General features: G+C 67.6%; 23 protein-coding genes and 1 pseudogene. 11 read left to right on the plus strand and 13 right to left on the minus strand.

From position 1 onward, the window contains the following. The first annotated feature begins 89 nt into the window (after positions 1-89). The gene (locus tag ROSELON_RS11600; protein WP_025312550.1) at positions 90-1,148 is read left to right on the plus strand and encodes a coiled-coil domain-containing protein; all 1,059 of its coding nucleotides are present in this window, start codon (positions 90-92) and stop codon (positions 1,146-1,148) included. Between the two features lies 1 nt (position 1,149). Then, complete coding sequence (locus tag ROSELON_RS11605; RefSeq protein ID WP_025312551.1) at positions 1,150-1,563, plus strand: cell division protein ZapA; 414 nt, start codon at positions 1,150-1,152, stop codon at positions 1,561-1,563. Between the two features lie 78 nt (positions 1,564-1,641). Here ROSELON_RS11605 and ROSELON_RS11610 read toward each other — a convergent pair whose 3' ends face one another. Further along, positions 1,642-2,304, minus strand: coding sequence for an SDR family NAD(P)-dependent oxidoreductase (locus tag ROSELON_RS11610; protein ID WP_025312552.1), 663 nt, complete (start codon positions 2,302-2,304; stop codon positions 1,642-1,644). 154 nt (positions 2,305-2,458) lie between these two features. Here ROSELON_RS11610 and ROSELON_RS11615 point away from each other — a divergent pair, with 154 nt between their 5' ends. Further along, the gene (locus ROSELON_RS11615; protein ID WP_025312553.1) at positions 2,459-3,055 is read left to right on the plus strand and encodes a biotin transporter BioY; all 597 of its coding nucleotides are present in this window, start codon (positions 2,459-2,461) and stop codon (positions 3,053-3,055) included. A 177-nt stretch (positions 3,056-3,232) separates the two neighbouring features. On the opposite strand, the gene purF is transcribed toward ROSELON_RS11615, so the two are convergent. Further along, positions 3,233-4,714 carry an amidophosphoribosyltransferase gene (purF, locus tag ROSELON_RS11620; protein ID WP_038651462.1) on the minus strand — a complete coding sequence of 494 codons (1,482 nt, stop codon included), beginning with the start codon at positions 4,712-4,714 and terminating at the stop codon, positions 3,233-3,235. A 184-nt stretch (positions 4,715-4,898) separates the two neighbouring features. On the opposite strand from purF, the gene ROSELON_RS11625 reads away from it, so the two are divergent. Then, entirely contained in the window at positions 4,899-5,360 is a 462-nt protein-coding gene (locus ROSELON_RS11625) for a hypothetical protein (protein ID WP_156945933.1), read from the plus strand. 4 nt (positions 5,361-5,364) lie between these two features. On the opposite strand, the gene ROSELON_RS11630 is transcribed toward ROSELON_RS11625, so the two are convergent. The 11 genes and pseudogenes from ROSELON_RS11630 to pyrC all read right to left on the minus strand — a co-directional run bounded on the left by ROSELON_RS11630 (position 5,365) and on the right by pyrC (position 14,946). After that, the gene (locus ROSELON_RS11630; protein WP_025312556.1) at positions 5,365-5,922 is read right to left on the minus strand and encodes a CvpA family protein; all 558 of its coding nucleotides are present in this window, start codon (positions 5,920-5,922) and stop codon (positions 5,365-5,367) included. Between the two features lie 37 nt (positions 5,923-5,959). Further along, positions 5,960-7,327 (minus strand): DNA repair protein RadA, encoded by a 1,368-nt coding sequence (gene radA / locus ROSELON_RS11635; RefSeq protein ID WP_025312557.1) that lies wholly within the window; start codon positions 7,325-7,327, stop codon positions 5,960-5,962. Positions 7,328-7,369: 42 nt separating this feature from the next. After that, entirely contained in the window at positions 7,370-7,750 is a 381-nt protein-coding gene (locus ROSELON_RS11640) for a hypothetical protein (RefSeq protein ID WP_156945934.1), read from the minus strand. Between the two features lie 40 nt (positions 7,751-7,790). Beyond that, a pseudogene (locus ROSELON_RS11645) lies at positions 7,791-8,238 on the minus strand (paraquat-inducible protein A). A gap of 42 nt (positions 8,239-8,280) precedes the next feature. Next, entirely contained in the window at positions 8,281-8,661 is a 381-nt protein-coding gene (locus ROSELON_RS11650) for a hypothetical protein (protein WP_025312559.1), read from the minus strand. 75 nt (positions 8,662-8,736) lie between these two features. After that, positions 8,737-9,483 (minus strand): ABC transporter ATP-binding protein, encoded by a 747-nt coding sequence (locus ROSELON_RS11655; protein WP_025312560.1) that lies wholly within the window; start codon positions 9,481-9,483, stop codon positions 8,737-8,739. Next, entirely contained in the window at positions 9,480-10,271 is a 792-nt protein-coding gene (locus tag ROSELON_RS11660) for an MlaE family ABC transporter permease (RefSeq protein WP_038650384.1), read from the minus strand. The genes ROSELON_RS11655 and ROSELON_RS11660 overlap by 4 nt, the downstream gene beginning before the upstream one ends. Beyond that, a complete protein-coding gene (alr, locus tag ROSELON_RS11665; RefSeq protein WP_025312562.1) occupies positions 10,271-11,314 on the minus strand; it encodes an alanine racemase in 1,044 nt (347 codons plus the stop codon). Before alr ends, ROSELON_RS11660 begins: the two co-directional genes overlap by 1 nt. Before the next feature lie 148 nt (positions 11,315-11,462). Next, on the minus strand, positions 11,463-12,971 hold the full coding sequence (locus ROSELON_RS11670; RefSeq protein WP_025312563.1) for a replicative DNA helicase: 1,509 nt from the start codon (positions 12,969-12,971) through the stop codon (positions 11,463-11,465). Positions 12,972-13,205: 234 nt separating this feature from the next. After that, positions 13,206-13,886, minus strand: coding sequence for an orotate phosphoribosyltransferase (locus tag ROSELON_RS11675; protein ID WP_025312564.1), 681 nt, complete (start codon positions 13,884-13,886; stop codon positions 13,206-13,208). A gap of 16 nt (positions 13,887-13,902) precedes the next feature. Next, positions 13,903-14,946, minus strand: a complete 1,044-nt coding sequence (gene pyrC / locus ROSELON_RS11680) for a dihydroorotase (RefSeq protein WP_025312565.1) — start codon at positions 14,944-14,946, stop codon at positions 13,903-13,905. A gap of 63 nt (positions 14,947-15,009) precedes the next feature. Between pyrC and ROSELON_RS11685 the strand changes: the two genes are divergently transcribed. From ROSELON_RS11685 to ROSELON_RS11715, 7 genes are all read left to right on the plus strand, one after another. After that, positions 15,010-15,570 (plus strand): hypothetical protein, encoded by a 561-nt coding sequence (locus ROSELON_RS11685; RefSeq protein ID WP_025312566.1) that lies wholly within the window; start codon positions 15,010-15,012, stop codon positions 15,568-15,570. Positions 15,571-15,656: 86 nt separating this feature from the next. Next, positions 15,657-16,493 carry an urease accessory protein UreD gene (locus ROSELON_RS11690; RefSeq protein ID WP_025312567.1) on the plus strand — a complete coding sequence of 279 codons (837 nt, stop codon included), beginning with the start codon at positions 15,657-15,659 and terminating at the stop codon, positions 16,491-16,493. A 24-nt stretch (positions 16,494-16,517) separates the two neighbouring features. After that, positions 16,518-16,820 (plus strand): urease subunit gamma, encoded by a 303-nt coding sequence (locus ROSELON_RS11695; protein ID WP_025312568.1) that lies wholly within the window; start codon positions 16,518-16,520, stop codon positions 16,818-16,820. Positions 16,821-16,894: 74 nt separating this feature from the next. Then, positions 16,895-17,200 carry an urease subunit beta gene (locus ROSELON_RS11700; RefSeq protein ID WP_025312569.1) on the plus strand — a complete coding sequence of 102 codons (306 nt, stop codon included), beginning with the start codon at positions 16,895-16,897 and terminating at the stop codon, positions 17,198-17,200. A gap of 80 nt (positions 17,201-17,280) precedes the next feature. After that, a complete protein-coding gene (locus ROSELON_RS11705; RefSeq protein WP_025312570.1) occupies positions 17,281-18,111 on the plus strand; it encodes a cyclase family protein in 831 nt (276 codons plus the stop codon). A gap of 1 nt (position 18,112) precedes the next feature. After that, the gene (locus tag ROSELON_RS11710) at positions 18,113-18,508 is read left to right on the plus strand and encodes a carboxymuconolactone decarboxylase family protein (RefSeq protein ID WP_025312571.1); all 396 of its coding nucleotides are present in this window, start codon (positions 18,113-18,115) and stop codon (positions 18,506-18,508) included. Next, positions 18,505-19,005: a GNAT family N-acetyltransferase gene (locus ROSELON_RS11715; protein ID WP_025312572.1), complete on the plus strand. Its 501-nt coding sequence runs from the start codon at positions 18,505-18,507 to the stop codon at positions 19,003-19,005. The genes ROSELON_RS11710 and ROSELON_RS11715 overlap by 4 nt, the downstream gene beginning before the upstream one ends. Positions 19,006-19,021 lie beyond the last annotated feature (16 nt).

Genomic DNA, 19,021 nt, shown 5'->3' on the forward strand with positions numbered 1-19,021 from the left:
CGTGGGGCTTTGAGCAGGCTGGCCGGACAAAACAGGCCGGACAAGACCGGGCAGGGCAAGAACAGGCAGGACGGGGGTCGGACCGGATCATGGGTGACAGTGCCGAATTCGAGAAACTGAGTGCGCTCGAGGGGCGGCTTGCCGCCGCGCTCGATCGGGTAGCCGAGGGTGTGGGACGCCTGCGCGCCGACGCAGCCGGGCGCGACGGGGCAACGGACGCCTTGCAGGCCCGCGCCGAGGCCGCCGAGGCGGACCGGGCCGAGGCCGAGGCGCAGGCCGCCGAGATGACGGAACGGGTCGCCGCGCTGGAGGCGCGGCTGAGCGAGGCGCAGGAGGCGCTGAACACCGCCGAGGCGGCGCGCGACGCGCCGCCGGACGACCGCAGCGACGAGGATCTGGCCAAGGCGATGGCCGAGGCCGAAACCGCCCGGACCGAGGCCGAACGCCTGAGCGCCGACCTTGCCGCGCTGACACAGGAGCGCGACGATCTGGCCGCCCGGCTCGACCAGGCGGAGCGGGCCGTGACCGAGGCCGACGCCGCGCGCAAGGACGCCGCCGAGAGCCTGGCCGCGGAACTCTCCGCCGCGACCGACGCCACACAGACCGCCCGCGCCGAGGCCGAACGTCTGTCAGGCGAACTGGCCGAGGCCACGGCCGCGCGCGAGGCCTTGCAGGCGCAGATCGCGGCGCTGCAGGACGATGCGGCACCCGCCTCCGCCCCCCCGGCCGAGACAGCGGCGCCGGATCTGGCCGCGACCATCGCCAAACAGGAAAAGGTGATCGAAACGCTTCAGCGTCGGGCCAAGCGGCTCAAGAACCAGCGCAATGCCGCCTGGGAAGACCGCGATGCCGCCCAGGATGCGGCGGATGAGGCGATGCAGGCCGGCGGCGGCGATCCCGATGGCCGGATCATGTCGATGCGCGGTGAGATGCGCGCATTGCAGGCCCTTTGCGAACAGGTCTCGGACGAGGTCGGCGAGGTGCTTGCGTCCGAGGAGGTGGACGCCGAGGGGATCAATCAGGCCCTTCTGGGACAGATCGAGATGTTGAAGGCGGCGCGTGCGGCCGATGCCGCCGAACTTGCCCGCATTCTGGCCGATATCGAGGCCGGCGCGCCCGCGCCCGCCCCCCAGACCGAGGAGTCCTGACATGCCAGAGGTCGAGATCGAGATCGGAGGACGCAGTTTTTCGGTGGCCTGCCAGGAAGGCGAAGAGCCGTATCTGCGCGCCGCCGCCAATCTGCTGGACACCGAGGCCGCCGTGATCCTGGGACAGATCGGGCGCATGCCGTCGGACCGGATGCTGCTGATGGCGGGCTTGATGCTGGCCGACAAGACGGCCGCGCTGGAGGACGAGTTGAAAGAGACGCAGGCCAAGGTGGCGGCACAGGAAAAGGCCCTGCGCTCGGCCGAGGAACGCCTGGCCGACCGCGCGCGCCGCATCGCCGAATTGCAGGAGGCCGGGCCGCGCACCGAACTGCCCGATCAGGTCACCGACGGATTGGCCGAACTGGCCGCCCGCGCCGAGGCGCTGGCCGACGAGATGGCGAAAAAGCCCGAGTAGGGGAACACGTCGCGCGCCGTAAACGAAAGACGCCGCCCCGTGCGGGTGCGGCGTCTTGCAAGGGCAGGCGTTGATCCGTCAGGTGAAAAGCGGGGCCAGCAGGCGCGCGGCCTCGGCGCCGGGAGGGGCCAGCTTGTCACGGTTTTCGCCGGGGTAGAAGCGTCCGCGCGTCGCCGTGGGCATCGGCGCTGGGCGCAGCAGGTGGACCTGCGGGCCGATCTTGACGGTTTCCTTTTGCCAGCATTCGATCAGCGCGCGCTGCGCGGCCTTGGACATGCCATAGGCCCCGCCGAATTTCGCCTCCCAGTCATCGTCGAAGAAGATGGCCTGCGCCGCCTCGGCGGGCGCGATCAGCGGCTCGACCATGGCGATCAGCCGCGACAGGGCGCGGATGTTGACGGCGATATCGGCCTCGAGGTCCTTCTTCTGGATATGCGGCGCCGGGCTGAGGGGGCTGGCATGGATCGCGGCATGGACCCAGATATCGGCCTTGCCCCAGCGGTCATAGATCGACCGGCACAGATGCGCGATGGCATCGTCATCGGTCAGGTCCATGGGGGCCAGCGTGGCCTCGCCCCCCTTGGCCTTGATCCGGTCGTCCAGGTCCTCGAGCCCGCCGACGGTGCGGGCCACTGCCACAACATGCGCGCCGTGTTCGGCGAGCCACTCTGCCGAGGCCGCGCCGATCCCGCGCGAGGCCCCGGTGACAAGGGCAATCCTGCCATCAAGTATCTTGCTCATCGCCCCGCGATCTGCGCCTTTGGCGCGGGGGATGCAAGGGGATGCGCCCGCGCGTCGCAACGGGCGGGCGCGTGGCTTCGGCTTGACAGGCGACGAGGGGGCGGGGATACGGGAAGTCGAGTTTTTTGGGACATCACTTCGACGGGAGGCGCCGATGGGCCGCGACACCACACTTCTTCACGCCACGATGGGCGATATGGGCCTGGCCCGCAAGATCGCCGCGGTCGTGCTGGGCACGCTGTTCATCGCGCTGGCCGCACAAATCAGCGTGCCGTTCTTCCCGGTGCCGATGACCCTGCAGACGCTCGCGATCCTGACGGTGGGCTTCACCTTCGGCTCGCGCCTGGGCGCGGTGACGCTGATGGCCTACCTGGCCGAGGGCGCGGCGGGCCTGCCGGTTTTCGCGGGCGGGCTGAACGGCGTGGCCTTTGCCGGCCCGACCGCCGGCTTCCTTGTGGGGTTTGTGGGTCTGGCCTGGGGTGCGGGTTACGCGGCCGAGCGGGGCTGGGCGCGTGGCGTGATCTCGACCACGCTGGTGGCGCTGGTGCTGTCGGCGCTGCTCTACATTCCCGGCACCGCATGGCCGCTGGGTCTGGCCGCGCTGGCCGGGATCGACGCGGGCTGGGCCGGCCTGTCGGCGGCGGGCGTCTGGGGCGCCTTTGTCGCGCCCTTCCTGCTGGGCGATGCGGTCAAGGCGCTGATCGTGGCGCTGGTCGTCGCCGGCGGCTGGAAGGCGCTGAAGCGCGCCTGACCCACGACAGAGCGTTTGGAGAGCGCCGCGCCTTCGGGGGCGGCGTTTTTTTTTGACCGGGCCCTCCCGCCCATGACGGTTTGGCTGCGCCACGCCGTCACGGTTTGGGCGGGGCGCGCCTTGCGCGGTCGCGCTGCGCGCGATCCTTGACCCGCCAGCCGACTCGCGGTGTGGCGCTTACTCGGCCGGTTCGGCCAGTTCGAAACCTTTGGCCATCATGTCGGTGGGCTGCACCGGGTAATTGCCCGAGAAACAGGCGTCGCAATAGCGTGGGGCCTTGGGGTCGCGCCCTTCGGCCACGCCGACGGCGCGGTACAGCCCGTCGAGCGAAATGAACTTGAGCGAGGCCACGCCGAGATGGCGACGCATTTCATCCTCGGTCATGGTCGCGGCCAGCAGTTTCTCACGCTCGGGCGTGTCGACGCCGTAGAAACAGGGCCAGGCCGTGGGCGGCGAGGCGATGCGGAAATGCACCTCGGCCGCGCCGGCATCGAGGATCATCTCCTTGATCTTGCGGCTGGTGGTGCCGCGCACCACGCTGTCATCGACCAGGATCACCCGCTTGCCCCGGATCAGGGCGCGGTTCACGTTCAGCTTGAGCCGCACGCCCATGTTGCGGATCTGCTCGGACGGCTCGATAAAGGTGCGGCCCATATACTGGTTGCGGATGATCCCCATGGCGTAGGGGATGCCGCTTTCCTGGCTGTAGCCGATGGCCGCCGGCGTGCCGCTGTCGGGCACCGGGCAGACCAGATCGGCCTCGACCGGGGCCTCGCGCGCCAGTTCCACACCGATCTGCCGACGGGTTTCATAGACCGAGCGGCCGCCGAGAATGCTGTCGGGGCGCGAGAAATAGACATGTTCGAAGATGCAGAAGCGCGGGCGCCTGGCCTCGAACGGCTTGAAGCTTTCGACGCCGTGCTCGGGGCTGATCACGACCATCTCGCCGGGTTCGACCTCGCGCACGAACTCGGCACCGATGATATCGAGCGCGCAGGTTTCCGAGCTGAGCGCCCACCCCTCGCCGATACGGCCAAGGACAAGCGGGCGCACCCCCAGCGGGTCGCGCACGCCGATCAGCTTGGTGCGGGTCATGGCGACGACGGAAAACGCGCCCTCGACGCGGCGCAGGGCGTCTTTCATCCGCTCGGGGATGTTGCGCTGCAAGGACCGCGCCATCAGGTGAATGATGCATTCGCTGTCCGATGAGGACTGGAAGATCGAGCCGCGCTCGATCAATTCGCGGCGCAGTTCGTCGGCATTCACGATGTTGCCGTTATGCGCAATCGCCGCGCCGCCCATGGCGAACTCGCCGAAAAAGGGCTGCACGTCGCGGATCTGCGTGGCGCCCTTGGACCCGGCGGTGGAATAGCGCACATGGCCGATGCCGATGGCGCCGGGCAGGGTTTCCATGATCTTCTGCGAGGTGAAATTGTCCCGCACCAGGCCAAAGCGGCGGGCCGAGGAAAACCCGTGCTCGGGGTCGTGGGTCACGATACCCCCGGCCTCTTGCCCGCGATGTTGCAGAGCGTGCAGGCCAAGGGCGATGAAATTCGCGGCATCGGCCACGCCGGTCACGCCGAAAACGCCGCATTCCTCGCGCAGCTTGTCGTCGCCGACCGTGTCGAAAGGGTGGCGGGGAAACTGGGGCAGGGGCATCAGCGCGCTCCGGTGCTGGCAGGGGCGGGGGCGATTCCCCCGCATGGCTCGTCACACGGTGCTTCATCTAAGGGGTGAAATCAGTTCTGTCACCCTTGCTGTCATGCCGACGTCACATTGCGACGCCTTGACCGTCCCCGGCCCCTGTCCGAGAGTGCCGCGACCTGACGATGGAGGATGGGTGATGCGTGGAGTTGCGATCCTCGGGGCGGCCGCGATGCTGGCCGGCGGCGCGCTGCCCTGGGTCGATGTCGGACTGGGGATGGAGCTGCGCCCCTTCGACGCCCTGCAGACGGCTTGGCGCGACTATGGCATCGAGTTGCCGCGCGAAATGGCGGTGCTTGGGGCCAGTTTCCTGTTGGCGGGACTGGCGCTGCTGATGGCGCTGGCGGGACGGCCGCATCGCGGGCTGACTTTTTTCGCCGGCGCGCTGCCCTGGGGCTATGTCGGCTGGCAACTGTGGCGGGCCGAGGATCAGGTGGCCGAAATCGGCCTGTCGCTGACCGATTTTCGCGGCATCTTCGATCTGGGCTGGGATACGGTGCGACAGGTCGCCGAATTGGGCCTTTACCTCTATTGGCTGGGCGCGGCGGCGGTGCTGCTGGCCGGGCTGGTGGGCTTTGGCCGCCACGCCGCCCGCGCCTGAGGCGTCACTGCGCCGCGCAGGTGTTGGTCAACTGCTCGTAACGTTGCAGGATCCAGCCCGGCGCGTCGGTCGGGATCTGGTCTTCGACATCGCCCTGCAGGCTGGCGAAGACCTGGACCGAGCGGCTGTCGGAGATCGCCGAAATGGGCTCGTCGCCGACGACGCGGTCATAGGCGATCAGGATCACCACGACCAGCAACACGCCCCGCGCCACCCCGAAGAGAAAGCCCAGCCCCGCATCGACGCCGCCGATGGCCGATTGCTGGATGGCCGAGGAAAACACCGGCGTGAACAGCGAGATGACGACCAGCGACACGGCAAAGACCGCGGCAAAGGACGCCATGATCCCCAACTCGCAACTGCCACCGATGAAATCGCCCAGATAGGGGATCTCGTTCATCAGGGGCAGGGCATTGGGCGCGAAGATGAAGGCAAGGACGGCCGCGCCGATCCAGCCGAAGATCGACATCACCTCGCGCACGAAGCCGCGGGAATAGGCGAGGATCGCCGAAACCACGATGACGCCGGCCACGACCCCGTCGAAAATGGTGAAACCTTCCATGGCTGCCCGCGCCTTTCTCTTGTCGTGACATGCGGGGTCAACCTGCCCCGAAAACCTCTCCGACGAAACGGGGCAAATCCGCCATGGATTGAACCGTCACGCCGCTGTCTTGCGAAATCTTGCAGCCCACGGGTGCAATGGCGGTGGAGAAACCAAGTTTCATCGCCTCTTTCAACCTGTTTTCGGCCTGGCTCACCGGCCTGAGCGCGCCCGACAGCGACAGCTCGCCGAAAACCACCGTCTCGGCCGGCAGGGCGGCATCCTCGCGCGCGCTCAGCAGCGCGGCGGCGACGGCCAGATCGGCGGCCGGTTCATTGATGCGCATGCCGCCCGCGATGTTGAGGTAGACGTCCAGGCCCTGAAAGGTGATGCCCGCCCGCGCCTCGAGCACGGCAAGGATCATCGACAATCGCCCGCCATCCCAGCCCACGACCGCGCGGCGGGGTTGCGACAGCGAGGAGGGCGCGACCAGCGCCTGCACCTCGACCAGCACGGGGCGGGTGCCCTCGATCCCGGCGAAGACGACCGATCCGGGCGAGGGTTTCTCGCGGTCCGACAGGAACAGGGCCGAGGGGTTGGCAACCTCGGACAGGCCCGCGCCGGTCATCTCGAAGACGCCGATCTCGTCCGCCGGGCCGAAGCGGTTCTTGACCGAGCGCAAGATGCGGAACTGGTGCCCGCGCTCGCCCTCGAAATAGAGCACGGTGTCGACCATGTGTTCGACCACGCGGGGGCCCGCGATCTGGCCCTCTTTCGTGACATGGCCCACCAGCATCACGGATGTGCCGCGCCGCTTGGCAAAGGTGGTCAATTCATGGGCCGAGGCGCGCACCTGGCTGACAGAGCCGGGCGCGCTGTCCACCGTATCCAGCCACATCGTTTGGATCGAATCGATGATGGCGAGGTCGGGGGCCTCGGCCTCGAGCGTCGTCAGGATGTCGCGCAGGTTGGTTTCGGCGGCCAGCAGCACCGAACTGTCGGCCAGGCCAAGGCGCTGCGCGCGCATGCGCACCTGTGCGGTGGCCTCTTCGCCCGAGACATAGACGACCTTGAGGCCCGCGCGCGCAAAACTGGCGGCAGCCTGCAACAGCAGCGTCGATTTCCCGATCCCCGGATCGCCGCCCACCAGCGTCGCCGAGGCGGGCACGAGGCCGCCGCCCAGAACACGGTCCAACTCGGCCATCTGGCTGGAATGTCGCGGTGGCGGGGCCTCTTCGGTGCGCAGGTCCGACAGGGGCACGCGCGCGCCCTTGGCCGCCCCCAGCCCCTTGCCGGAGGGGCCTTGAGACAGCGGGGTTTCTTCGGTGATGGTGTTCCACGCGCCGCAGGCATCGCAGCGCCCGGCCCATTTCTTGTGGGTCGCGCCGCAGGCGGAACAGAGAAAAGTCGTGACGGGTTTTGCCATGGCGAGGGGGGTATCGCAGGCAGGCGCGCTTGACCAGACGACTTAGAACAGGCCGGCCTGCCAGATCAGCGTCATCGAGATCGCCGCCGTCATGGCAAGGCGCAGGGCCAGCACCCGCTTGTCATTGGCGCGCAGATCGTCAAGGCCGCGATGCAGCCCGTAGGCAAGGCCCCCGGCCACCAGCACGCCCGCAACCCCGCCCGCGCCGATCACGCCGAAGACGGTGCCCGCGATCAGCAGGACAATCCCGCCGATCACCGGCGGGCCGGCCCGTCGTGCAAGGTTCAGCAAGATGCCATTGCGCCGCCCCGCGACCTTTTCGGCCGAGACGCGCCGCAGCCAGGCCAGCGATGCCAGCAGCGCATAGGTGCCAAGGGTCAGGGCAAGGGCGGGGGCGAGGTTGATCGGGTCCATGCCGGGCATGTAGCGGCCCCGCCCGGTCAATGCCAGTGTCCCTTGCCCCTCAGCGGGGCAGGCGGCGGCCGGTTTCGATGGAGATCGCCAGCGAGGCCAGCACACAGCCCGTGAACAGCCACAGGCCCCAGGCCGTTTCCACCCGGCCCAGGGTCAGCCCCTTGGCCAGCGTGATGTAGACGGCGATCAGGAAGATGTCCGCCATAGCCAGCTTGCCCATCAGTTGCACGGCGGGCAGCAGGCGCGCGGGCGCCCGCGACAGGTGGATCAGCGCCAGTAGGATCGTCTTGGCCATCGGCGCGACCAGGGCAAAAAGTGCCACCAACCCCGCCAGCCCCCATTCGCCCCCCCGCCCAGAGCGCGCCGAGCCCCGACAGAACCGACACCTCGGACAGCCCGAACAACGGCAACAGCCCCGCGCGCATCAGCGGCGCGGCCCAGGCCAGCGGAAACAGCACGAGGAGCGACAGGTTCGCCCCGATCAGAAAACGGCTCATGCTCGACAGATGCGCCCGTAGACTGCCCCACGCAAGCCCGCCCTAGCGCAGTTGTCGATACCAGATCACAACGGCCGCGACGATCAGCACGAGGGCGAGGCGCAGAACCTCGCCCTGCCAATGGGCGGTGTCGCGCAGATCGTTCAGGGACATATGCACGCCAAAGGCAAGGCCCGCCGGAAACAGCACGGCGATCACGACCACCACCGTGGGCAGCCCGAAAAACGCGCCTGCCAGAACGATGACGACCAGCGCGATCATCGCCGGGACCAGGTTGGCGATCAGGTCGGTGACATGGGGAATATGGCTGCTGGCCTCGGTGCGGCGGACGCGCCACAGCCATTCGCCCGCACCGATCGCCGCATAGGTCCAGAAGACGGTGGCGATGGCCTCGACGATGGCGATGGGATCGAGCGGGGGCATGGGGCGTCTCTCCTTCGGCGGGGACTTACCGCACCCCGCCCGCGCCGACCAGAGGTGGACACGCCGCTGGTCGGATCAGCGCAAGGTCTCGATCGGCCCCTCGGCGGCACCGGTGATGAACTGGCGCAGATAGGGGTCCTCGGCGCTGTCCATCTCGGCCACGGGCCCGTGCCAGCGGATCTTGCCCGCGTGCAGCATCGCCACCCTGTCGGCGATGGCGCGCACCGAACTCATGTCATGGGTGATGGTGATCGTCGTCGCCCCCATCTCGGCCACGATCTCGCGGATCAGGTCATTGATGACGCCGGCCATGATTGGGTCGAGGCCGGTGGTCGGTTCGTCGAAAAAGATCACCTCGGGGTCGGCGGCGATGGCACGGGCCAGGCCCACGCGTTTCTGCATGCCGCCGGACAGTTCGGCGGGGTGCAGGTCGGCCACCTCGGGGCCCAGGCCCACGCGCGCCAGCTTGGCCAGGGCGATCTCGCGCGCCTCGGCCCTGGGGCGGCGATCGGGGCCGCGCACCAGTCGAAAGGCCACGTTCTGCCAGACCGGCAGACTGTCGAACAGCGCGGCCCCCTGAAACAGCATCCCAAAGCGCGCCAGGAACGCCGCGCGGCCCGTGCCGGTCACATCCGCGCCGTTCAGCGTGATGCTGCCCGAATCCGGCGTGACCAGCCCCAGAATGCATTTCAGCAGCACCGACTTGCCGGTGCCCGAGCCGCCGATCACCACCAGGCTTTCGCCCCTGGGCACCTCGAGCGTGACGCCGCGCAGCACCGGGGCGGCACCGAAGGATTTATGCAGGTCAGAGATGGCGATCATGCGCGAAAGAACACCTCGGTCAGCAGGTAGTTGGCGCCCAGGATCAGGATCGAGGCGGCGACGACGGCCTTGGTCGTGGCCCGCCCGACGCCGCGCGCCCCGCGCCCCGAACGCAGACCGTGATAGCAGCCCATCACCGCCACGATGAACCCGAAGACCGCGCCCTTGATCAGCCCCGAGATCACATCCCACGCCTCGAGATAATCGGCGGTATTGTCCAGATAGGTCACCCCGTCGAAACCCAGGCGGCTGATGCCCACCAGATAGCCGCCCAGAATGCCGATGCTGTCGCCCGCGGCCACCAGCAGCGGCAACGTCAGCGTGGCGGCCAGAACCCGCGGCACGGCGAGGTATTTCGTGGGATCGGTGCTGAGCGTGGTCAGCGCGTCGATCTGTTCGGTCACTTTCATCGTGCCGATCTCGGCGGCGATGGCGGCGGCGACGCGACCGGCCACCATCAACCCGCCCAGAACCGGGCCCAGTTCGCGTGTCATGCCAATGGCCACGATCGAGGGCACAACCGATTCCGCGTTGAACCGCGACCCGCCCGCGTAGATCTGCAAGGCCAGCGCGCCCCCGGTGAACAGCGCCGTCAACCCCACCACCGGCAGCGACAGCCAGCCGATATGCAACAATTGCTGGCCCAATTCGCGCAGGTACCACGGCGGCGTCACGATATGGCGCAGGATCCCGAGCACGAACAGCGCCAACCGCCCGCTGCCCGCCAACAGGCCCAGTGTCGCCCGCCCGAGGACGGCCAGCGGGGCCAGCAGGCCGGCGCGGGTCATCAGGCCGTCTCGCCGGCGTAACGGCGCGCGTAGCGCGGCCCGAGCGAGGTCAGGATCTCGTAACCGATGGTGCCCGTCGCCTCGGCCAGGTGATCGACCGTCTGTGATGGGCACAGGATGTCGAGCGCCTCGGGCGTCTCGGGCAGGTCGGTGACATCCACCGTCAGCAGGTCCATCGACACGCGCCCGGCAAGCGGGCAGGGCGTGTTGCCCGCGAAAAGCCGTGCCTTGCCCGACATGGCGCGGATCAGCCCGTCGGCATAGCCTGCCGAAAGGGTGGCGATCTTCGTGGGGCGCGCGGCGGTGAAGGTGCAGCCATAGCCGACATGTTCCCCCGGCATCACGTCGCGGGTCTGGATCACGGGCAGCGACAGGCGCACGACCGGCTGCGCCGCGTCGAAAGGCAGGCCGCCGTAAAGGCCGATGCCGGGGCGGGTCAGGTCGAAATGGTAATCGGGACCAAGCAGAATGCCGCCCGTCGCCGCGAGGGAGCGGGGCACGGAGACCCCGGCCGTCATCTCGGTGAACTGGCGCAGTTGCTCGGCGTTCTGCGGGTGATCCGGCTCATCCGCGTAGGCAAGGTGGCTCATGACAAGGGTCAGGGGCCCGGCCTCGGCCTGCCCGCGCAGGGCGGCCCAGTCGGCGGGCTCCATCCCCAGCCGGTTCATGCCGCTGTCGAGCTGGACGCCATAGGCGGCCTGGGGCAGGGCGGCGCGGTGGCGCGCCAGTTGCGCCGCGTCGTTCAGCATCGGCGTCAGATTGGCGTCACGGATCAGCGCGGTATCCGTCGCCATATGGCCCGAAAAGACGTTGATCTCGGGGCCTTGGCCCAAGGCGGCGCGCAGCGTTGCACCCTCTTCGGCGGTGGCGACGAAAAACCGCCGCGCCCCGGCCCGCGCCAGCGCCGTGGCGGCGCGCGCCGCACCCAGGCCGTAGCCATCGGCCTTGACCACGGCCGCCGTCTCGCAGCCGGTTCGCGCATCCAGCGCCCGCCAATTCGCGGCCAGCGCGTCGAGATCGATATGAAGCGTTCCGGTTCCCATGCCGCCTGTCTCGGACCTGCGCGCGCGCGGGTCAAGGCGCATTGCGCCGCGCATGGGCCGACGGGGCGCGCGACAAGGGGTCTTGACCCCCTTGCCGCGCCGGTGCGGTCCGCACCGATGCATATTTGAAGGATAAAGATGGGGCGGGTCAGAACCCGTCCGAGCCCTGCTGCCAGGGTTTGACGAGGTTGCCGAAGCGCGTGTAGCGGCCATCGAAGCTGAGCTCGACCGAGCCGACGGGGCCGTGGCGCTGCTTGCCGATGATGACCTCGGCCTTGCCGTGGAGTTGCTCCATGTCCTGCTGCCACTTGGTCATGGCCTCGAGGTTTTCCTCGCCGGGTTTCTCGCGTTCCTTGTAGTACTCGCCCCGATAGACGAACATCACGACATCCGCGTCCTGTTCGATCGAGCCGGATTCACGCAGGTCCGACAGTTGCGGGCGCTTGTCCTCGCGCTGTTCGACCTGGCGCGAGAGCTGCGACAGCGCGATGACCGGAATGTTCAATTCCTTGGCGATGGCCTTGAGGCCCTGGGTGATCTCGGAAATCTCGTTCACGCGGTTGTCGCGGTTGTTGGCCGAGCCGCGCAGAAGTTGAAGGTAGTCGATGACCAGCAGGTCGAGACCCTGGGGCGAGCGTTTCAGGCGCCGCGCGCGGGCCGCCACCTGCCCGATGGGAAGCGCCGGCGTGTCGTCGATATAGAGGGGGCAGCGTTCCAATTCGCCCGCAGCGCGCAGATAACGCTGGAATTCTTCCTCGGTCAGGTCGCCCTTGCGGATCAGTTCCGAGGGGATTTCCGCGGCCTCCGACAGGATCCGCTGCGCCAGCTGTGCCGAGGACATCTCAAGGCTGAAGAACCCCACGACACCGCCTTCGATCGTGCCTTGGCTGCCGTCCTCCTTCTGGCCCTGTTTCCACGCCTTGGCGACGTTGTAGGCGATGTTGGTGGCCAGCGACGTCTTCCCCATCGAGGGACGCCCGGCGAGGATCAGCAGGTCGGATTCGTGCAAGCCGCCCAGCATCCGGTCGAGATCGGTCAGCCCGGTGGAGACCCCGGCCAACTGCCCCTGCCGGTTATGGGCTGCGTTGGCCATCTGGACGGCATCATGCAGGGCCCGCAGGAAGGACTGGAAGCCCCGGCTGGTGCTGCCGGTGGAGGCCAGTTTGAACAGGTCGCTTTCGGCCTCGACGATCTGTTCATCGGGGCTGATGTCGTCGCGCATCGCGCGGGCGCGGTCGGAGATATTGGCGCCGAGCGCGATCAACTCGCGCCGCACGGCGAGGTCGTGGATCAGTTGCGCGTAATCGCGCGCGGCCGAGGTGGCGATGGCGGCCAGTTGCAGTTTCACCAGGTATTCGGCGCCGCCCAGATCCTTCAGCCCGGCGATGTCCGAGACGAAGTTCTTCAGCGTGGTGGCATCGGTCGCCAGTCCCTTGGCGATGCGGCCCGCGGCCATGGTGAAGACCTCGCGATGGACCGGGTCGAAGAAATGCTCGGGTTTGACGAGGTCGTCGACCCGGTCGAGCACGTCATTGGCGCTGAGGATCGCGCCCAGAAGCTGTTGTTCGGCCTCGATGTTATGCGGCAGCGGCGGCGTGTCCTCCGCTGTGCCGGCCTCGCCCTGGCCCGCGCTCGGGACCGGTATCAATGTGGTCATGTCGCTCCCCCAGTGATCGCCGATCTGACGGGCGGCGATGTGAGACACGGATATAGACCGGCCGGGTGCGGAACGGTCAATCTGGATAAGCTGTGAGTAACTCGCGCCGCCGCGCCTTGCCCCACCAACCTACAGCATCTTGGGCGCCGCAGGAAGCTGCCCGCAATATCTGGCTGTCAGGTGACCGTGACGTGACGGATGTGCCACGCGCCGCGCGCGAAAATCATCTCTGCGTCACGACAGGCCGCGCGAGGCGCGCCAGCCCTCGGGGTCGGAGAGGAATCGTTCGACCTCGGTCAGGGTAGCTTCGGTGAAATCGCCGGCGCGGCGGGCCTCGGCGATGACATCGGCCCATGTGGTCAGCCAGTGCAGCGTCACGCCATGCTCGGCCAGCCGTGCCTCGGTTTCCGGGAAGATGCCATAGTAGAAAACGACTGCCGTATGGGCACAGTCGGCCCCGGCGGTGCGAATCGCGTCGACGAATTTCAGCTTCGATCCGCCATCGGTCGTCAGGTCCTCGACCAGCAGCACGCGCTCGCCCTCGTGCATCTCGCCCTCGATCTGGGCGGCGCGGCCGTAGCCCTTGGGTTTCTTGCGCACATAGGACATGGGCAGCGCCATGCGCTCGGCCACCAAAGCGGCAAAGGGGATGCCTGCGGTTTCGCCGCCCGCCACGTTGTCGAAGGCCTCGAACCCCGCGGCGCGCATCACCTTGCAGGTCAGGAAATCCATCAAGGTCGAACGGATGCGCGGATACGAGATCAGCTTGCGGCAGTCGATATAGGTGGGCGCCTGTTTGCCGCTGGCATGGGTGAACAACTCGTCCGTGTTGAAATGCACGGCGCGGATATCGAGCAGCATGCGCGCGGCCATCTGCGCCATCTGCGCATCGTCGGGGTAGGAAGAGGGGATCATCGCGTCAGTCCTGAGATCAGGCAATCACATGCCAGTAGAGCGGGTGGCCGGGGTCGAACACGGTCACGGGCCCCGCGCCGGTGTCGATCTTGTCGGGGTAGGCGGCGGGCGCGTCGCGCTTTTGCAGCGTCACGGTGGCGTCGTGTGGGGCCAGGCCGTAGCGCGCCGGCCCGAAAAGCGAGGCAAAGCCTTCCAGCTTGTCGAGGGCGCCTTCCTCCTCGAACACATGGGCGAGGCAGGAGAGCGTATTGGTCGCTGTGAAGCACCCCGCGCAGCCGCAGGCCGATTCCTTGGCCTCATCGGCATGGGGCGCGCTGTCGGTCCCGAGGAAGAAGCGCGGATTGCCCGAGGTCGCGGCACGGCGCAGCGCGGCCTGATGGGTCGCGCGCTTGGCCACGGGCAGGCAGTAGTAATGCGGCTTGATCCCGCCCACCAGGATGTGGTTGCGGTTGATCATCAGGTGATGCGTGGTGATCGTGCCCGCGATATCGCCGTCCGCGCCCGCGACATAGTCGATGCCATGGCTGGTGGTGATGTGTTCCAGCGTCACCTTCATCTCGGGCACGCGCTGGCGCAGCGGCTCGAGCACGGTGTCCAGAAAGACCTGTTCGCGGTCGAAGATATCGACCTCGGGGGTCGTCACCTCGCCATGGATGCAGAGCGGCAGGCCGATCTCGGCCATTTTCTCCAGCACGCCCATGACCTTGTCGAAATCGCGCACGCCCGAGGCGGAATTCGTCGTCGCCCCGGCGGGGTAGAGTTTGACCGCATGCACCAACCCGTCGGCATGGGCGGCGGCGACATCGGCGGGGTCCGTCGCCTCAGTCAGATACAGCGTCATCAGCGGCTCGAACGTCATGTCGCCGGGCAGGGCGGCCATGATGCGGTCGCGATAGGCGCGGGCATCGTCGCCCGTGACCACCGGCGGCACGAGGTTCGGCATGATGATCGCGCGGCCGAAATGACGCGCGGTTTCGGGCAGCACAGCTTGCATCATCGCGCCATCGCGCAGGTGCAGGTGCCAGTCGTCGGGGCGGCGGATCGTCAATGAAGTTGTCATGGTCAGATGCGCTACACCATAGTGCGTGAGGGTGCAAAGCGCGTGTCGCCACAGGAGAGGGGAATGGCAAGCTTCCGTTTTCGTCCGGCCCCCGCGCGTCCGGCGCGTCGCGTCGCGCATGATGCCGAGGGGATGTCGCTTGACGATGGACCATGGCTGCCCTGGTCGGATCTTGTCGAGCTGTCCTTCACCGTCCAAAGCTCGCGCGGTGTCTCCTTCACCACCTTTCGCTTCAAGTTTTCGACGCAGGAGGCGATGCTCTCGATGACGGGGACGCCGCCCGAGCAGCACGCGTTTTTCCATGACATGAACAGGTTGCTGCGCGATCTGGCCCAGGCGCGCCCGGAAGTCGAGGTCCGGCTGGGTCATGTCGGGGGCGCGCGGATCGGCATGTTTCTGGTGGGCGGGGCGATGGGGCTGGTGGGGCTTGGTCTTTTGCTGGCGGCGTCGTCCTGGGAACCGAGGGCGATTTCGCCGGCGCGGTCGTCATGGGCAGTGTCGGCCTTGTGGCGGTCTTCGTCGGAGCCAGCTTTGCGCTGTCCAACAGCCCGCGCGCCGAACCGGGCCGGGTCGCGCTGTCCGATCTTATCGGTGAGATCGACCGCAGCGCCTGAGAGTGCCTGATTCTTGGGCATTTCTTGCCAGAGAAGCAGGCCCGCACGGACGGATGCTTGCCTTGTCGCCCGGCGGGTGCCTAGGCTCGGGGCACGATGTTCGATCTTGCCGATACCGATCCGGCCTGCCGTGCCGGCCACCAACGCGCCCGGGGTCGCGCGGCGGTGCGTCTGGGGAGCGGGCCGGCGGCGCGGTTGCGGGACCTGGCTCAGGCGGGCTGCGCCAAGGCCATGTTGCCCCGCATGCATGGCCGCGCGCCCGAGGTAGTGTTTCTGAATACATCCGGCGGGATCACCGGGGGCGACCGCCTCGCGTATGAACTGGAGATCGGCGCGGGCGCGCGGGCCGTCGGCACCACGCAAACCGCCGAGCGGGCCTATCGGGCGGCCTCGGGCAACGGACGGGTCGCGACGCGGCTGACCCTTGGCGCGGGGGCGGTGCTGGACTGGCTGCCGCAAGAGTTGATCCTGTTCGACGGCGCGGCGATCGACCGGCGCCTGACGGTCGACATGGCCGCCGATGCCGAACTGGTGATGCTGGAAACCCTGGTCCTGGGCCGCGCGGCGATGGGCGAGCGGCTGTCGCAGGTTCTGCTACAAGATCATCGCAGCGTCCGGCGCGGAGGACGCCTTGACATGCTGGAGGTCGTCCGTCTGGGCCCCGAGGACCTGGCGCGGCCCGGCGTGGCGGGGCTGAACGGGGCTGTAGCGCTGGCCACCCTCACGCTGATGGCCCCCAATGCAGGGGATCGCTTGGACCGGCTGCGCGCGGCCTTGCCTGCGGACGGCCCTGTGCGCGCGGCGGCCTCGGCCTGGGACGGGCGTCTGACGGCCCGGTTCCAGTCGCGCGATGCGCACAGGCTGCGGATCGCCCTTGCACAGGCCATCACGACCCTGACGAACCGGCCGGTGCCGCGGGTCTGGCAGATATGACGACGACAAAGGACGCCTGATGCGATGAACCTCTCCCCCCGCGAGAAAGACAAGCTGCTGATCAGCCTGGCCGCCATGGTGGCGCGCAACCGATTGCTGCGCGGCGTAAAGCTGAACCACCCCGAGGCGATCGCCCTGATCACCGATTTCGTGGTCGAGGGCGCGCGCGACGGCCGCTCGGTCGCCGACCTGATGGAGGCGGGCGCCCATGTGGTGACCGCCGATCAGTGCATGGCGGGGGTGCCCGATATGATCCATGACGTGCAGGTCGAGGCGACCTTTCCCGATGGCACCAAGCTGGTGACCGTCCATCACCCCATTCGCTGAGCCATGGTGCCGCGCAAAGGAGCCATTACGATGTTGCCGACCCCGATCCATACCGCGCCCGCCGGAGGCCACCCATGATCCCCGGCGAAGTGATGACCGCCCCCGGCGAGATCGAGTTGAACGCAGGCGCCGAGGCGTTGGTGCTCGAGGTCTCGAACACCGGCGACCGCCCCGTTCAGGTCGGCAGCCATTACCATTTCGCGGAAACCAACGCCGCGCTGGCTTTCGACCGTGACGCGGCGCGCGGCATGCGCCTTGATATCGCCGCCGGCACCGCCGTGCGCTTCGAGCCGGGCCAGACGCGCGAGGTGCAACTGGTCCCCTATGGCGGCGCGCGCGCCGTCTGGGGCTTCAACCAACAGGTACAGGGAGGGCTCTGATCACGGCGAGGCGGGACAGACGGCAAGCCCGATCGGCGGCAAGACCGAACGGCAACAACCACGAAAGGGAGTGACGTGCCATGTGCGATATTTGCGTGATGAACAAGGTGAAGGAGCGGATGCTGTCGCGCCGCAATTTCTTCAAGGGGGGCGCGGCCGTGGCCGCGGGGGCCGCTGCGGGCGGCGGCCTTGTGGCACCCAAACAGGCCTTTGCGCAGGCCCCGCGCACAGTGATGGACATGACGCATGAGCTGTCCGAGGAGTTTCCGACCTTCGGCGGTGTGCCCGGCATATCCTACGACAAGCAGTTCGATTTCGCCGAGAATGGCTATAACCTCTATGTCCTGACGGTAAACGAGCACACGGGCACCCATATCGACGCGCCGCTGCATTTTTCCGCCGATGGTCAATCGGTGGCCGAGATCCCGGTCGAAAACCTCGCCTGTCCGCTTTGTGTGATCGACATCCGCGCCCGCGCGGCCGAGGATCGCGATACGCAGGTCACGCCTGACGACCTGACCGCGTGGATTTCCGAACATGGCGAGATCCCCGACGGGGCCTGCGTGGCGATGAATTCGGGTTGGGCCGACAAGGTGGGCACCGATGACTTCCGGGGCGCGGATGCCGCGCGCGGCGGGTCGCTGCATTTCCCCGGCTTCCATATCGAGGCGACGCAGATGTTGCTGGAGGAAACCAACGCGGCCTGCATCGCGGTCGACACCCTGTCGCTCGATCACGGCCCCTCGGCCGATTTCGCCACGCATTACGCATGGCTGCCGGCGGGGCGCTACGGCATCGAATGCCTTGCAGGGCTTGATGCCATGCCGGCCTCGGGTGGCACGCTCATGGTGGGCGCGCCCAAGGTGCGCGGCGGCACCGGCGGCCCGGCCCGGATCATGGGGCTGGCCTGATATGGGAACCGTGCCCCTTTTGCGTGACGAGGACCTGTCGCCCGAGGCGGCAGAGGTGTTCGCCGAGATCCGTGCCCTGAGGGGCACGGATTACGTCAACAATTTCTGGCGTGCGATGGCCCATGATCCGGCCCGCCTGCGCGAGATCTGGGACAGGTTGAAGGTGTTGATGGGCCCGGGCGAGTTGGACCCGCTGACCAAGGAGATGATCTATGTCGCCGTCTCGGTGGCGAATTCCTGCACCTACTGCATCCACTCCCACACCGCGCAGGCCAAGGCCAAGGGCATGACCGACGCGATGCATATGGAACTGCTGGCCGTGATCGGCACCGCGATGCAGACCAACGGGTTGGTGACCGCGATGCAGGTCGAGGTGGACGAGGTGTTCAAGGCGTGATCGAGTCCTCGGCCATAACCATCGCGCGCGCCGCGATACCCGCGGATTTCAAGGCCGCCGCAGATCTGACGCGCACGTATTTCGCGGCCCTCCGCACGTATTCGCGCGACGCTGATGCTATGGTCGACGCCTATCTTGGGAACCATGACGTTGAGGCCGAACTTGCGGATCTAGGGGGCCATTTCGCCCCGCCCAATGGTGCGTGTTTGCTTGCCGCTTCAACAGAGCAACCGCTTGGCGTCGTTATGCTGAGCCGCAAGGCGGCAACCCATTGCGAAATGAACCGGATGTACGTTTTCGAGAGGGCGCGGGGCACCGGCCTTGGCCGGAAGCTGTGCTATGCGATCCTGGAAGAAGCCCGGACTATGGGCTTTCGGCGCATGACCTTGGAAACCATGCCGTTTCTGACCGCCGCAATTTCCCTTTATCGCTCTGTTGGCTTCACGCCGTATCACGGAAGCGATGCGCGATTTGTGAACCTCCAAATGACGCTTTGACCGACCGGAGACTTGA

Source organism: Roseibacterium elongatum DSM 19469 (assembly GCF_000590925.1).
Classification (GTDB): domain Bacteria; phylum Pseudomonadota; class Alphaproteobacteria; order Rhodobacterales; family Rhodobacteraceae; genus Roseibacterium; species Roseibacterium elongatum.

Excerpts from the sequence above, each read along its gene's own strand:
- ROSELON_RS11600 (WP_025312550.1), top strand. The coding sequence starts at position 90 with ATGGGTGACAGTGCCGAATTCGAGAAACTGAGTGCGCTCGAGGGGCGG.
- ROSELON_RS11605 (WP_025312551.1), top strand. The coding sequence starts at position 1,150 with ATGCCAGAGGTCGAGATCGAGATCGGAGGACGCAGTTTTTCGGTGGCC.
- ROSELON_RS11610 (WP_025312552.1), bottom strand. The coding sequence starts at position 2,304 with ATGAGCAAGATACTTGATGGCAGGATTGCCCTTGTCACCGGGGCCTCG.
- ROSELON_RS11615 (WP_025312553.1), top strand. The coding sequence starts at position 2,459 with ATGGGCCGCGACACCACACTTCTTCACGCCACGATGGGCGATATGGGC.
- purF (WP_038651462.1), bottom strand. The coding sequence starts at position 4,714 with ATGCCCCTGCCCCAGTTTCCCCGCCACCCTTTCGACACGGTCGGCGAC.
- ROSELON_RS11625 (WP_156945933.1), top strand. The coding sequence starts at position 4,899 with ATGCGTGGAGTTGCGATCCTCGGGGCGGCCGCGATGCTGGCCGGCGGC.
- ROSELON_RS11630 (WP_025312556.1), bottom strand. The coding sequence starts at position 5,922 with ATGGAAGGTTTCACCATTTTCGACGGGGTCGTGGCCGGCGTCATCGTG.
- radA (WP_025312557.1), bottom strand. The coding sequence starts at position 7,327 with ATGGCAAAACCCGTCACGACTTTTCTCTGTTCCGCCTGCGGCGCGACC.
- ROSELON_RS11640 (WP_156945934.1), bottom strand. The coding sequence starts at position 7,750 with ATGCCCGGCATGGACCCGATCAACCTCGCCCCCGCCCTTGCCCTGACC.
- ROSELON_RS11650 (WP_025312559.1), bottom strand. The coding sequence starts at position 8,661 with ATGCCCCCGCTCGATCCCATCGCCATCGTCGAGGCCATCGCCACCGTC.
- ROSELON_RS11655 (WP_025312560.1), bottom strand. The coding sequence starts at position 9,483 with ATGATCGCCATCTCTGACCTGCATAAATCCTTCGGTGCCGCCCCGGTG.
- ROSELON_RS11660 (WP_038650384.1), bottom strand. The coding sequence starts at position 10,271 with ATGACCCGCGCCGGCCTGCTGGCCCCGCTGGCCGTCCTCGGGCGGGCG.
- alr (WP_025312562.1), bottom strand. The coding sequence starts at position 11,314 with ATGGGAACCGGAACGCTTCATATCGATCTCGACGCGCTGGCCGCGAAT.
- ROSELON_RS11670 (WP_025312563.1), bottom strand. The coding sequence starts at position 12,971 with ATGACCACATTGATACCGGTCCCGAGCGCGGGCCAGGGCGAGGCCGGC.
- ROSELON_RS11675 (WP_025312564.1), bottom strand. The coding sequence starts at position 13,886 with ATGATCCCCTCTTCCTACCCCGACGATGCGCAGATGGCGCAGATGGCC.
- pyrC (WP_025312565.1), bottom strand. The coding sequence starts at position 14,946 with ATGACAACTTCATTGACGATCCGCCGCCCCGACGACTGGCACCTGCAC.
- ROSELON_RS11685 (WP_025312566.1), top strand. The coding sequence starts at position 15,010 with ATGGCAAGCTTCCGTTTTCGTCCGGCCCCCGCGCGTCCGGCGCGTCGC.
- ROSELON_RS11690 (WP_025312567.1), top strand. The coding sequence starts at position 15,657 with ATGTTCGATCTTGCCGATACCGATCCGGCCTGCCGTGCCGGCCACCAA.
- ROSELON_RS11695 (WP_025312568.1), top strand. The coding sequence starts at position 16,518 with ATGAACCTCTCCCCCCGCGAGAAAGACAAGCTGCTGATCAGCCTGGCC.
- ROSELON_RS11700 (WP_025312569.1), top strand. The coding sequence starts at position 16,895 with ATGATCCCCGGCGAAGTGATGACCGCCCCCGGCGAGATCGAGTTGAAC.
- ROSELON_RS11705 (WP_025312570.1), top strand. The coding sequence starts at position 17,281 with ATGTGCGATATTTGCGTGATGAACAAGGTGAAGGAGCGGATGCTGTCG.
- ROSELON_RS11710 (WP_025312571.1), top strand. The coding sequence starts at position 18,113 with ATGGGAACCGTGCCCCTTTTGCGTGACGAGGACCTGTCGCCCGAGGCG.